The sequence below is a fragment of the Sporosarcina obsidiansis genome (assembly GCF_009651005.1).
Taxonomy (GTDB): Bacteria; Bacillota; Bacilli; order Bacillales_A; family Planococcaceae; genus Sporosarcina; species Sporosarcina obsidiansis.
Genome location: NZ_WHVW01000016.1, coordinates 1 through 12,026, shown reverse-complemented (window position 1 = coordinate 12,026; position 12,026 = coordinate 1). Strand labels below are relative to the sequence as shown.

23 protein-coding genes and 1 pseudogene are annotated in these 12,026 nt (G+C 42.3%); 22 read left to right on the top strand and 2 right to left on the bottom strand.

The genetic code is table 11. The features are described 5' to 3' along the window. Position 1 precedes the first annotated feature (1 nt). Entirely contained in the window at positions 2-346 is a 345-nt protein-coding gene (locus GD002_RS12775) for a helix-turn-helix domain-containing protein (protein ID WP_153732744.1), read from the bottom strand. A 171-nt stretch (positions 347-517) separates the two neighbouring features. On the opposite strand from GD002_RS12775, the gene GD002_RS12770 reads away from it, so the two are divergent. From GD002_RS12770 to GD002_RS12695, 17 genes are all read left to right on the top strand, one after another. After that, positions 518-742, top strand: a complete 225-nt coding sequence (locus GD002_RS12770) for a helix-turn-helix transcriptional regulator (protein WP_099687318.1) — start codon at positions 518-520, stop codon at positions 740-742. 11 nt (positions 743-753) lie between these two features. Continuing rightward, complete coding sequence (locus GD002_RS12765; protein ID WP_153732743.1) at positions 754-1,056, top strand: hypothetical protein; 303 nt, start codon at positions 754-756, stop codon at positions 1,054-1,056. Positions 1,057-1,208: 152 nt separating this feature from the next. Continuing rightward, complete coding sequence (locus GD002_RS12760; RefSeq protein WP_153732742.1) at positions 1,209-1,490, top strand: helix-turn-helix domain-containing protein; 282 nt, start codon at positions 1,209-1,211, stop codon at positions 1,488-1,490. A gap of 9 nt (positions 1,491-1,499) precedes the next feature. Continuing rightward, positions 1,500-1,643 carry a hypothetical protein gene (locus GD002_RS12755; RefSeq protein WP_153732741.1) on the top strand — a complete coding sequence of 48 codons (144 nt, stop codon included), beginning with the start codon at positions 1,500-1,502 and terminating at the stop codon, positions 1,641-1,643. Positions 1,644-1,976: 333 nt separating this feature from the next. Then, positions 1,977-2,192 carry a hypothetical protein gene (locus GD002_RS12750; protein WP_153732740.1) on the top strand — a complete coding sequence of 72 codons (216 nt, stop codon included), beginning with the start codon at positions 1,977-1,979 and terminating at the stop codon, positions 2,190-2,192. 92 nt (positions 2,193-2,284) lie between these two features. Continuing rightward, entirely contained in the window at positions 2,285-2,512 is a 228-nt protein-coding gene (locus GD002_RS12745; protein WP_153732739.1) for a hypothetical protein, read from the top strand. Beyond that, entirely contained in the window at positions 2,512-4,578 is a 2,067-nt protein-coding gene (locus GD002_RS12740) for an AAA family ATPase (protein ID WP_153732738.1), read from the top strand. The genes GD002_RS12745 and GD002_RS12740 overlap by 1 nt, the downstream gene beginning before the upstream one ends. 1 nt (position 4,579) lies before the next feature. Next, entirely contained in the window at positions 4,580-5,749 is a 1,170-nt protein-coding gene (locus GD002_RS12735; RefSeq protein ID WP_153732737.1) for a hypothetical protein, read from the top strand. Further along, positions 5,749-6,450 carry an MBL fold metallo-hydrolase gene (locus GD002_RS12730; protein ID WP_153732736.1) on the top strand — a complete coding sequence of 234 codons (702 nt, stop codon included), beginning with the start codon at positions 5,749-5,751 and terminating at the stop codon, positions 6,448-6,450. Before GD002_RS12735 ends, GD002_RS12730 begins: the two co-directional genes overlap by 1 nt. Before the next feature lie 17 nt (positions 6,451-6,467). After that, the gene (locus GD002_RS12725; protein ID WP_153732735.1) at positions 6,468-7,328 is read left to right on the top strand and encodes a hypothetical protein; all 861 of its coding nucleotides are present in this window, start codon (positions 6,468-6,470) and stop codon (positions 7,326-7,328) included. Between the two features lie 11 nt (positions 7,329-7,339). Further along, entirely contained in the window at positions 7,340-8,152 is an 813-nt protein-coding gene (locus GD002_RS12720) for an ATP-binding protein (RefSeq protein ID WP_228548372.1), read from the top strand. Between the two features lie 56 nt (positions 8,153-8,208). Then, positions 8,209-8,388, top strand: coding sequence for a hypothetical protein (locus tag GD002_RS12715; RefSeq protein WP_153732734.1), 180 nt, complete (start codon positions 8,209-8,211; stop codon positions 8,386-8,388). Next, entirely contained in the window at positions 8,388-8,555 is a 168-nt protein-coding gene (locus GD002_RS17810; RefSeq protein ID WP_194841595.1) for a DUF6011 domain-containing protein, read from the top strand. Before GD002_RS12715 ends, GD002_RS17810 begins: the two co-directional genes overlap by 1 nt. Then, positions 8,552-9,067, top strand: coding sequence for a Holliday junction resolvase RecU (locus tag GD002_RS12710; protein WP_153732733.1), 516 nt, complete (start codon positions 8,552-8,554; stop codon positions 9,065-9,067). Before GD002_RS17810 ends, GD002_RS12710 begins: the two co-directional genes overlap by 4 nt. After that, on the top strand, positions 9,064-9,525 hold the full coding sequence (locus GD002_RS12705; RefSeq protein ID WP_194841594.1) for a class I SAM-dependent methyltransferase: 462 nt from the start codon (positions 9,064-9,066) through the stop codon (positions 9,523-9,525). The genes GD002_RS12710 and GD002_RS12705 overlap by 4 nt, the downstream gene beginning before the upstream one ends. 212 nt (positions 9,526-9,737) lie before the next feature. Further along, entirely contained in the window at positions 9,738-9,953 is a 216-nt protein-coding gene (locus GD002_RS12700; protein ID WP_153732732.1) for a hypothetical protein, read from the top strand. Positions 9,954-9,958: 5 nt separating this feature from the next. Further along, complete coding sequence (locus GD002_RS12695) at positions 9,959-10,159, top strand: hypothetical protein (RefSeq protein WP_153732731.1); 201 nt, start codon at positions 9,959-9,961, stop codon at positions 10,157-10,159. A gap of 145 nt (positions 10,160-10,304) precedes the next feature. Here the strand turns inward: GD002_RS12695 and GD002_RS12690 are convergent, their stop codons facing one another. Then, on the bottom strand, positions 10,305-10,526 hold the full coding sequence (locus GD002_RS12690; protein WP_153732730.1) for a hypothetical protein: 222 nt from the start codon (positions 10,524-10,526) through the stop codon (positions 10,305-10,307). A gap of 98 nt (positions 10,527-10,624) precedes the next feature. Between GD002_RS12690 and GD002_RS12685 the strand changes: the two genes are divergently transcribed. The 5 genes and pseudogenes from GD002_RS12685 to GD002_RS12665 all read left to right on the top strand — a co-directional run. After that, the gene (locus tag GD002_RS12685; protein WP_153732729.1) at positions 10,625-10,807 is read left to right on the top strand and encodes a DUF6877 family protein; all 183 of its coding nucleotides are present in this window, start codon (positions 10,625-10,627) and stop codon (positions 10,805-10,807) included. After that, positions 10,800-11,036 (top strand): helix-turn-helix domain containing protein, encoded by a 237-nt coding sequence (locus GD002_RS12680; RefSeq protein ID WP_153732728.1) that lies wholly within the window; start codon positions 10,800-10,802, stop codon positions 11,034-11,036. Before GD002_RS12685 ends, GD002_RS12680 begins: the two co-directional genes overlap by 8 nt. 13 nt (positions 11,037-11,049) lie before the next feature. Beyond that, positions 11,050-11,430, top strand: coding sequence for a hypothetical protein (locus GD002_RS12675; protein WP_153732727.1), 381 nt, complete (start codon positions 11,050-11,052; stop codon positions 11,428-11,430). A gap of 68 nt (positions 11,431-11,498) precedes the next feature. Continuing rightward, entirely contained in the window at positions 11,499-11,690 is a 192-nt protein-coding gene (locus GD002_RS12670; protein WP_153732804.1) for an XtrA/YqaO family protein, read from the top strand. Further along, positions 11,687-12,026 (top strand): annotated as a pseudogene (locus GD002_RS12665) (hypothetical protein); the annotation flags it as partial. The gene GD002_RS12670 and the pseudogene GD002_RS12665, both read left to right, overlap by 4 nt.

Below are 12,026 nucleotides of genomic sequence, written 5' to 3'. Positions count from 1 at the left end.
CCTATTTCTTATCTCTTCTTATAATATCCCACATCTCACGAAGCTTCCGTATATCTTCTTCATCTGATTCAGGCAATTTTCGATACCAGCGCTCGAGTTCAGGATCATTGGCAAATACTTCGAATTCTTCGTCGGCTGTTTTCCGTGGATTGTCTGAACGGCCGAGAAGATAGTCAGTGGTCACATTGAAGGTGTCAGCTATTTTTTGAAGTGTTTCTGTGTCAGGACTTCTGTTGCCGTTCTCATAACCAGAAATAGAAACTTTGGTTACATTTATTTTTTTACCTAACTCGTCTTGTGTTAGTTTACTTTCTGTTCTTAACTTCTTCAGACGTTCTCCGAGCACCAATTACCACCTCTTCTCTATACATTCATTATAAGTTAACTAATAGATAACTTGAAGGCGAAAAGTTAAAGTTAACTAAAAGGGAATTATTTAAGATAAAACAGTTGACAAGTTAACTATATGTAAACTATACTATGGTTAACCTCAAGTTAACAAAAGGAGGCGAGAGCCATGATTTTAGAAAAACTAAAAAAAACTAGAGAAAGTGAGGGTATGACATACCAGCAAGTTGCTGATGAAGTAGGCATTTCAAAAGAACATTACTGGATGATTGAGAACGGAAAGCGAGGGTTGACATATTCTCAAGCTGTTAAAATCGCTGCTGTTTTCAAGTCAAATCCAGACTATATTTTTTTAGATAACGAGTTAACTAGAGGTGAACAAGAAGTCGGATAGGAGGTGACACCATGTCAACAGAAAGCACAGTGATTCAAACGCTCTTCGAAATGTCAGGCATCACAGCAGAAAAGTTGAATCAACAGCTTGGTGAAATGGTTGATAAAGCAGCCCAGCCGATCATTCTTTTCTGGGACATCAACGACATCATAAGGGCTACTACATTTAATCGAAAAACGCTGGAGGATCATATCTTAAATGATCCGCGTATACGACGCTATGAACGTCGAAGAGAAAAAGGCGGGAAGCGAATTTGGTTGAGGCAGCCGACAGCGAAGGTACTGGAAGAAATTATTATGACTGAATGGATGTGATCTAGCGGAGCGGAGGGGTTTGCTCCACTAGATTGAGAGGGTGCAGTGCGAAGTGTAACACGAGGTGTAAGAGTGGGTCTACAACTAGAATACAACACCCTAGAGATAAAGAGTATGTCAATTTGACATATCGCTCGAGAGGGGGTGAGGACATGGGATATGGCGCAATATTACGAGCGTGCCGCAAACGGAAGGGGTGGACGCAAGAGGACCTTGCAGAAGCCCTGCATATCGAGCAGGCGGACATTTCGCGGATTGAGAACGACCGAAAAGAACCACTGATGTCGCTGGTGCAGAAATGGACAGCTGCGACGAACTCAACAGACGTAATGGTCGCATTTATTACTGGTATGGAAGGTATGGCGATCTTGACTAACATTTTAGCTGCAGCAGGAACAGGCATCATCGGTGGGTTCATTAATTTCTTACTATAGGAGGCAATCATGAAAACTGAAAAGCAGTCGGACAAACTTAGAAAAGAACTACCGCTGTTTGTAGAAAGAATGCAACTTGCAGGAATCAACATTGTGGCAATAAAAAAGCCGATCGACGCGGTAACGTCAATCAGCTGTGCGAAGAATATTTGATTGTTTTTATTATAACACACGACGGAGCTTTTGGCTCCTGTCGAGTAGTCCAGGATCTACCAACGAATAATTTCCTCCCAATTTTATTTCTGGTAAATACTACTCTTGTTCCTGGGCTACTCGATGGGATTCACAAACCATCAGATCGTAAGCGGAACGGCAATGCCGAACGGTGTTAGGCGTCCGCTTGCGACAACTATAGAAAGGAGCTGACAAGATGACAGACTACGGCAATTTGTTAGTGCTAACATTTTTACTGCCAATCGTCGCATTTGGTTTGGGCGTTTTGTGGAACGAAGCTAGCCATCAGTTACGGAAAGAGAGGGATGCGAAATGAACAAGAAAGAGGTGAATGACTTGAAACAGGTGATTGAAAAGCTTCTGCAATGGAAATCAGATGAACAGGAAATCCTTGATGATCTTGCTCATGATGTCGCGCAAACTTCATCGGTTGAAAAGATGGTATGCGCAAAACAATCTTATGATCTTCAAAAGTCGAAGGTAGATACGATTGTGAGTGCCATTGAATTGGTACACAAAACAAAATAAACCCGCTGTTGGTAGCAGCGGATTCAGGGTTCTGATTATTTAAGTTACGTTCATTTTAACTCAGAACCCCTCAAATGACAAGGAGGGACATCATGAACAAGTATTTATTCACATTTGGCCAAGGTCACCCGTTATTTGGTCGGCATCAAATTATCTATGCAAGTTATCCAGACACAGCAGAAGACAAGATGTTCGAAATTCATGGTCGGGATTGGGCGTTTCAGTACACGCAAGCAGAGTGGGACATGTACAAATCGGAAGGATTCTTTAAAAATAACCTGCCATTGGAAGACATTTATTATTGCGAGGAGGAAAAATGATGAAAAATATTAAATTACTCAATCTGACACTCAAAAACTTTAAGGGTATCAAATCACTCGAATTGGATGCATCAGGCAATGACCTAAAGGTGTATGGCGATAATGCGACTGGAAAGACATCCATCTTTGACGGTTTCCTATGGTTACTTTTTAACAAGGACAGTAACAACAAAACGAATTTCTCTATTAAGACATTGGAGGGCGGCAAGGAAATTAACAACCTAGAACACGAGGTATCTGCTTCATTCGCTGTAGACGGTGTACCACTGACACTCCGAAAAGTTTACAAAGAGACCTGGACAAAGAAACGTGGTGCTCCAATACCTGAATTCACTGGACATGAAACAGATCATTCTATTGACGGTGTGCCAGTAAAGAAAAAAGAGTATGAAGAAAAGGTCGGCTCGATTGTAAAAGAAGAGGTATTCAAGCTTTTAACCAATCCACTTTACTTTAACGAACAGACCAAAATGGATGAGCGCCGTAACACACTGCTCGAGGTATGCGGCGACATAGATTTTGAGGATGTCCTGGCGTTTAACGAAGAGCTTAAAGACCTTCCAGCCATTCTAAAAGGACGAGCCATTGAGGATCATCGGAAAATGATTGCAGCGAGGAAGACGGAAATCAACAAAGAACTGGAACGGATTCCAGTCCGAATTGATGAACTGAATAACTCTTTGCCGGACGCAATTATAGATATCTCTTCAATAGAGGTGGAAATTGCAAAAGTAGAAAAAGAGATTGATGCTTCCTCTGCGCAAATTAACAATATCAAAAACGGATCAGCTATCACGGCAAAGCAGAATGAACTGCGCCAGTTGGAAATGGATCTTGAATCGATTAAACGTGAGTTAGAAGCTGATGCAACAGAGCAAGGCCACAAGGTGCAGGCTCGCATTCAGGAAGAACGATCTAACATCTCCATCATTCAACGTAAGGCAGATGACGCAAAGCATCAAGTTTCCATTCTGCAGAAAGATGTGCAGCGCCTGGATGAAAAGATGAACGATTTGAGAGCATCTTGGACGATTGTGGATGCAGGGAGTTTTCATCATACAGAACAATGCGAGTGTCCGACGTGTGGACAGTCGTTGCCAGAAGAACAGTTGCAAGAGGCTCGTAATAAGGCACTAGAAGCATTCAACCTTAAAAAGTCCAGCGAATTAGAAAACATCAGCAAACTCGGTGTTTCCTATAAAGAAGAAAAAGCTGTACTACTCGAAAAAATTGAGAAGCTAGAAAAACGACTTCCAACTCACACCGATGATATTCAGTCAAAAGAAAAGCTGATTGAGAAGTTGGAGGCTGAATTGCAACAGTTGAGAGAGTCCATAAAAGACGCACGTCAGGATCCAAAATACACGGACAAGCAGCAGGAGATACAGCAGGTTAAAGATGAAATCGAGAGCCTGAAATCAAGCGCTAATGAAGCGGTGTCAGCTATTGAAAAAGAAATAGTTGAACTGAAAGCCAATCGCTCTGAATTGAATGCCAGTATTGCCCAACATACACAGTCAGAAGCTAGTAAGAAGCGAATTGCTGAACTGGAAGAACAACAGGCTGAACTCGCTAAGGAGTTTGAGAATATCGAGAAGGAACTGTATCTCACTGAGTCATTTATCCGTTCAAAGGTCGAATTATTGGAAAGCAAGATCAACAGCAAGTTCAAATATGCTCGCTTCAAACTTTTTGAAACTCAAATTAATGGTGGATTGAAAGAAGTGTGTGAAACGACATTCGAAGGTGTGCCTTATTCAAGCGGTTTAAATAATGCAGCTCGTATCAATGTAGGCATCGACATCATCAACACGCTGACAGAACACTTTGGGATTCGCGCCCCTATCTTTGTTGACAACGCTGAGGCAGTCACGAAGATTGCAGACACGGAGTCACAGCTTATCAGTTTGGTTGTTCCACAAAGCTTTGATAATTTTCCAAAGAACATATTGGATATGCTCATTTCCGAACATGGCAGCTATGAAAAAGCTAAAGAAGCTTGGGAAAGCAATTACAAGCAGTTGCGGATTGAAAGCCAGTCAAATGATATGAAGGAGGCTATCTAATATGACTAACCAAATAGCAGAACAAAAACAAACCTATTCTACAGCCCTTACAAAAATCAGCAACACGTTTTTCCCGATGATCGAGCAGCAACTAACAGGTAACGGGCTAAACATGGATCATTACGCAAAGCAATGTGTAATGAGCGCAATCTCGACTATTAATGCGGTACTGGATTCAAAAAATATTTCATGGAGTGACCCACAACTAGACAAGAGTAATGTCACGCAAAATTTGTTAACAGTCGCATCGTTAAAACTCAATTCAGCTGCTAATCCACGTGAAGTGTACTTTCAAATGCGCAATGTGAAAAGGAAAGTAGACGGTCGAGATGTTTGGACAAAACAGATCGAAATGGGGATTGAGGGGGATGGCAACGACGCCATACTCTCCAACTTCGGACGTGGTGTGAAGGAAGTGCATCAATATTGGTTGGTCCGTTCAGAAGATAAATTCGAGTATCCGAAGTTTAAAGGAATTGAAATGTCTCCTCCTGAATGGGAGCCGACAGGACGTGGCGAAGTCGTGAGAGTGGTTTATCCGATCACAAAAGCTAGTGGTCAAGTGGAATACCATATTACAGAGCGCGAGGACGTTTCTAGGAACCTGATTGCCCATATCAATAATAACCTGATGAACGAGACGTTTGGCATTGCGGAAAGCCGTTTCAAAGCAACAGCGAAACAGAAGGGTGAGATCGATGCCAAAAAGCGTGAAATTCTGAAAAAGGTACAGGAATTAGGTATGGCTGCATTAGATGATGAAGACCTACAGCAATACATCAGTCCAGCGTGGAAGGATCCGCAAAGTAGGGAGTCCATGATTATCCGGAAAATGCGGAACAACATCGTAAAGAAGATTCCAAAAGACTTCGGGAATGCGTTTGTTGAGATGACATATGACCAAGCGGAAGATGAAAGCTTTGCGAAACATATGGGAGAGGTTCGGCAGCATGCTAATCAGGAGTTGCTGGACATCGAGCCGGAAGAGCAGCCGGCTGAAAAGACTAATAATCAACGAGAGTTCGTTGACGCTGAATACAGCGATGTGAACGCTCCTGAATTTGATGCTGAAACCGGAGAGGTCAAGAACGAACCGGAAGAAGTGCCAGTGACTGCTGCGCCGGAAGAAAGCGGACAAGCTGACTTATTTGGAAACGGACCTGGCTTCTGATGATCGAAATCAATACGCTCGCAACCGGATCGACCGGGAACTGCTACTGGGTATCAGACGGTAGCACCTCCCTCCTGCTAGAATGCGGTATATCTTTCAAAGCGATTCAGAAAGCGTTGAATTTCCGTACAAGTGACATTGAAGGAGTATTGGTTACCCATGAGCATAAGGACCATTGCAAGGCTGTCCAGGAGGTTGCAGATCGTGGTTTAGACATTTATATGAGTCCTGGCACAAAAGAAGCTCTCGGCATACAGCATCACCGTATACGAGCGGTGGAGAACAAGAAGCAGTTTCAGCTTGGTACGTGGACCATTCTTCCGTTTGACACAGAACATGATACAGCGGAACCATTTGGCTTCTTGTTGGCAAGTCAGAGCGGTGGAAAGTTACTTTTCCTCACAGACACTTACTATTGCAGATACAAATTTAAAGGCATTACACACTTAATGATTGAGTGTAATTACAGTTATAAAATTCTTTCTGAAAATGTAAACAGCGGACGTACTCCGGGCTTTCTAAAGAAACGTGTTATGAAGTCACATTTCAGTTTAGAAAATGTTCTGGAATTCTTGAAAGCTAACGATCTATCAAAGGTTCAGGAGATTCATTTACTACATCTTTCGGATTCGAATAGTAATGAGCAAGAGTTTAAACAGGCGGTACAGGCTGCCACTGGCAAGCTGGTGTACGTGCCGTAAGAGATTGAGGTGAAATAATGAGTGGCGCATTTCTGATGTCGAGAGAAATATTCGGTCACGAGATTTGGCAAGACGTAGCAAAGTTCAGGATTTTCTTCTACATCGTCGGAAATGCCGTCTTCTCAGAACGAGGAGTAACAAAAGGCGGCATTCACATCGGGAGGGGGCAATACCTTCGCTCCTATCGAAACATCCGAGAAGATCTTCTGTATGTCGAAAAGAATGCCGAGAAATATTACTCTCTCCACACCATAAAGAACAAGATTGATGAACTTACAAAAGAGGGTGCTTTGACTGTAGAAGAAACGAAGCTCGGAACACTCTTTACAGTTGTGAATTATCAGCATTATCAAGGGTTTGAAGCATATAAGAAAGACGAAGTACAACAGGAACGGAACAGCAACGGAACACCTACGGAACAGCAAACGAACAGCAACGGAACGGCTACGGAACAGCAACGGAACAATAAGAACTATGTTATTAATGCTAAACAAGATATTACTACTACTTCTACAGCGGATTCAGCAATCGATCCGGTTGACGAAATCGCAAACAGATTCAGCGACTTGCGAACCGCCTATGAAGGTCGTCCAGCGCATCCGAATATGAAAGACTACGAAGCAATCGCCCGGATTGTCGCCCGTGGTATGCCGTTACCACAAACAATCCAATTGCTAGAACAATGTTTCTCGGAACATAACCAGCGCGAACCAAATGGGGCTATCAAGTCATTTGTCTACTGTGAAAAGTACATTGCTGATCACTTTGAACGTTTGCAAGCTGCTGAAACTGCACGTCAAACAGCTAAATCGACGTCTGCTAATGTGCGGCAGTTTAAACCCAAGCAAGACGGTTACCAATACGACTACGGATTCTAGGAGGGATGAAATTGAAAAGCATTCAGGAAGTAATGAATCAGCAATTCACGATGAACATCCTTGACGAATATGACTGTGAAGACTGTGGTGAATCAGGAGTTCGGTTAGTGGAGATGCCGATCATGGGTGGGCCAGAAAAGGGAAAACTGGAACGTTTTACGCTTGGTTGTAAGTGCCAGGACAAACCCATTGAACTAGCAGTCGTACAGAACGAGCATAAAGCGAAAATGAACCGAGCTAAAGAAGTGTTTGACCAGAATTCGCTCGTTAATCAGTCGCTGTTAAAAGCAACGTTTGAAAACTTTTATCCAACTTCTGCGGAACTAGATCGAGCGAGAAAAGACGTGTTTGCTTTTGTGAAAGAGTTTGATCCGACAGCAGGCAACAACCTATTGCTGACAGGCACTTACGGCACAGGCAAGAGTCATCTTTCCTTCTCGGCAGCAAAGAAGTTGATCGAGGTTGGGCATACGGCGTTGTTCTTGTCGGTTCCCAAATTGCTTACGAAGATTAAAGACACCTACAACTCGAAAGCGCAGTTCTCGGAAAACGATTTACTGGATTATATTGCGAACGTGGATCTTCTCGTCTTGGATGATTTGGGAGCAGAGTACACCAACTTGAAAAATGATGGAGACAACTGGACGTGGACCAAACTATTTGAAGTGATTGACAGCCGATCTGGTAAGAGCACGATTTACACGACCAACCTATCAGCTCCAGAACTTGAAGCTAAAGTTAATCCGCGGAACTTCTCCCGCATGATGGAGAATACAACGATTGTGAAAATGTTCGGTCGGGATTATCGAAAAAAAGATTTTTAGGAGAATGCGGAATGGGGTATTTGTGAAAACCGCAGACCTAGTAAGCGGTTGATGCCATGCTATCCATGCTGATAAAAGACGATTACAAACAGCCGCTCGTTGCTTTCGGGCATTTGTCTAATCAGGAGATCAAACAGCTACGGAGTGAAGGTTACCGTGTGCATTGGCGCGAGAAACACAATCCGCAAGTCAATAAGCACGGTATACCTATTCGCAAGGTGAAAGGAGTGGTCTGATGAGTACTTGCAAATTATGTGGTAAGAAGCTGAAAACTCAGAAGAGTATCGATGATGGTTATGGTCCTGTCTGCAAAAAGAAACATGATGCTGCGGAAGCTGAATTTCTCAAACGCCAGATCACGCTAGATGAAGAAATGGCTTATCAGATGAAGGTGGCGCGATGAGAAAACCATACAGCAGATCGCACGCTAATCGTGGAGCGGTCCTTGAAAGACTAATAGACATGACCAATCAGCAATACCGCAATAAAGGAGTAGCGGACATTCGAAAAGTGCCTACTCCTGTTCAGATACAAAGCAATATTCGTGGAAAGGTTACGGGATACACGCAAAAAGGTGAATGGGTGGACTATTCAGGCGTGTTTGATGGCAGAGCAGTCATTTTCGATGCAAAGGAGACATCCAACAAGACAAGCTTTCCGCTCAACAACATTTCAGATCATCAGTTTGATTTATTAAAATCATGGCACCAGAAAGGCGCGCAGGCATTCCTATTAGTCTCGTTCACAAAACTAGATGAAGTATACCTTCTCTCTTTTAAAGTCCTAGAGATGCATTGGGAGGACGCGCAGAAGGGCGGCAGGAAGTCTATTCCGATAGGCGCTTTCCAGTCGATGTGTGAATCGGTTAAAAGTAAACGTGGGTATGTTTTGGATTATTTGGGGGTGATGGGGTGAAGCGAGTATTAGACGCCTGCTGCGGTAGTCGGATGTTCTGGTTTGACAAAGAAAATCAAGATGTTGTGTACATGGACAATCGGCAGATCAGCGAAGAGTTGTGCGATGGTCGACAACTGATCGTTTCACCTGATGTGGTTGCAGATTTCCGAGACATGCCTTTTGAGGATGAATCGTTTTTCTTAGTCGTCTTCGATCCACCTCACTTAATTAATGCGGGAGAAGATTCTTGGTTAGCCAAGAAGTATGGCAGACTCGACGACTTATGGCAGTTCGATATTCGTCAAGGATTTTATGAGTGCATGAGGGTGCTCAAGCCAAACGGTACATTAATTTTCAAGTGGAATGAGGACCAAGTGACGTTGCCGGAGGTTTTGCGAGCAATTGGCCAAACTCCGTTATTCGGGAACCGACGGAGCAAGACACATTGGTTGGTATTTATGAAAGAGAGTGAGTGAAAGCAATGTACGACATTTTATTTATAGGATCTGCTCTAACCATTTCCATGTTGTTTTATTGGATCGGTCGCAGTAATGGATATGCAGCAGGGGTAAACGCTGGGTATGATCACGGTCGATTGGACGGTAAGCGTGAGGGCAAAAGGCTTGGTAGGCGTAGGGAGTATTGATGCGGTTTTGACGGAAGATGTGCAGGAGGGAGTTTTTTAAAAATGAATGTTGAGGCTATTTTTCAGAACGCAGAAATAACAAGTGAGTCTGTAACTGGTGAATTTAATCGTGTTGTTATCTTACGCGATGAGTACGACTTTCTCATAAGTGAAGCAGGTGCAGTTAACCTTTACAAAGGATATGGTGATGACTTAGTCGAGATGGATTACCATAGCGAATTCATCCCCTTAATCGAAAAAGTTCGCAATAAGGAGTGACAGCTATGAATCTAGAGGCATTAATCTTTAAGTACACAACAAAACGGCATGAGTCGAATGAAGAAGCTCAACGTGCTAGTAGACTAAAGAATCATTCTGATAACGAAAAAGACTTCAAGTTTTTCGAGTCCGAACAAGAAAGATATGCTAACGAAAATTGCATTTACGATGAAATTCTAAACGATTTGAAACTATTGAGGTACTGAACATTACGCTGATGAAGTGCATGAAAAAATTATGGCCGCACGGAGCGGCCTACACTCACCATTTCTGATGTAGCTGCAGTTTTAGCGTGAGGGGCTATTAATAAACGTAGTAAATTATGGACGCATGACGTTGAAAATGAGATCGTCAATTCAGCTCTTTACCAACACTCTTAACAGCTTCCAAGGTTAGTTGAATAACTTTTTGAGAATTGTGTTCCATTATAAACAAATTATCATTAATCTCGCGAACGTCAATTTTTCCAGACTTGAGTTGTTCGCGAAGAATACGCAAATTATCTTCCAGACTTGAGACTTTGTAAATAATTTCTTCTAACTCATCTTTATAGATTTTTCGCTTGATTCGCATGATTGAAGCCTCCATTACGATTGATATGGAGCAAGCATACAACTAATTTTTGATTGAGAAAAGAGTAAACGAAAAAACGATAACAGGAGCAGTAGATGATGACAAATCCGATTTACGAGATCAACAAACTGGCAGATGATCTGCCGTTACCAGTGGTACAAGATTTACACAAGCGCATTGCCGATTGGCTGGCAGGCGGAGGTAGCTATGATGCGCCGTATATGTTTCAGCAGTTGCGGTATGCAAAGAATGTAGCCGAAAGGATGAAAAGGAATGGTTAACAGTTTGAAGCAAGAAGAGGCCCATATCTTACTCGAAAATGCAGATGTGCAATGGTATTGGGATGGCCATCAAGTGATCAGATTTCGGGAGTTATGGCGTGAAGGTGCTTCAATTGAGGATATTGCTGAAGTGTTTGGAAGAAATTTATTAAGTACCGCGTTGCTTGTATTGGATCAGGCTGATCAAGGTTATATCAAGCAGCGGGATAAAGGATTGTTTGGGAAATGAGAGGAGAATCATTATGAATGAAAATCAGTGGATTTACAACACCAATGAAGAGGTTTGGATGAATTGCGGCTCTTACGATACGAAAGAAGAGGCTATCCAGGCAGGCAAAGATGAGTATGAGGGGAATCGCTATCAATTTTACGTAGGGCAAATCAGTAATATTAATCTTGTGCCTGGTGTAAATGTCGATTATATCATTGAGGACATTGCCGAAAATGTGTATTCCGAAGTAGGCGAGGCTGCAGAATGTTATTTGGATGACGTCCGAAAGGAAGATTCAAGCGAGTTAGAAGATAAGTTGAATAAAGTATTGTTTGAGTGGATGGACAAGCACGATTATATGCCGAAATATTTTCGCGTAAACAACATTGAGTGTATTCGGCTAAGTGAATAAATAAAAAGACAGGATTCCTCCTGCCCTAGACAAGCAAAGTATACCACATAGGAGGGGTCCTGGTGAATATGGAAAATTTGTCGATTAATGACCAAGGAATGCTAAATATTGATATAATGGAACTACCGATCAACTGTGTTGTGGTGATTTCGGAGGGTGTGGCGAAAGTGAGGGAATTACCAGAGCACGGTGAATATAAAATTGTGACGCATCAGGGGAAAGTACGACGAATGCGGAGGGAAGAAGGGGAAGAGTTTTGAAAGAGAAATTCAGTTTGACAGGCGTTCTTACTGTATTAGGCTTTTTATTATTGGTAAGCGCTTTTATAGTGCCGTTTTTCATTAGTGATACATTTGCAAGTACTTTTGGTGATAGTTCAACACCATTAGTTTCAGCTGCCGCATTTCTTTTATTGATAACAGCTAATCTGATGAATCAAAATGAGCTTAAACTACAGAGAGAAGAATTGCAGTTACAAAGGGAAGAATTGCAGAAAACTACGCAAGCACTAAATGATCAGTATATAACGATGGAAAGGCAAAGGTTTGAAACGACATTTTTCAATTTAGTGAATTCACATTCGGAAATTAAAAAAC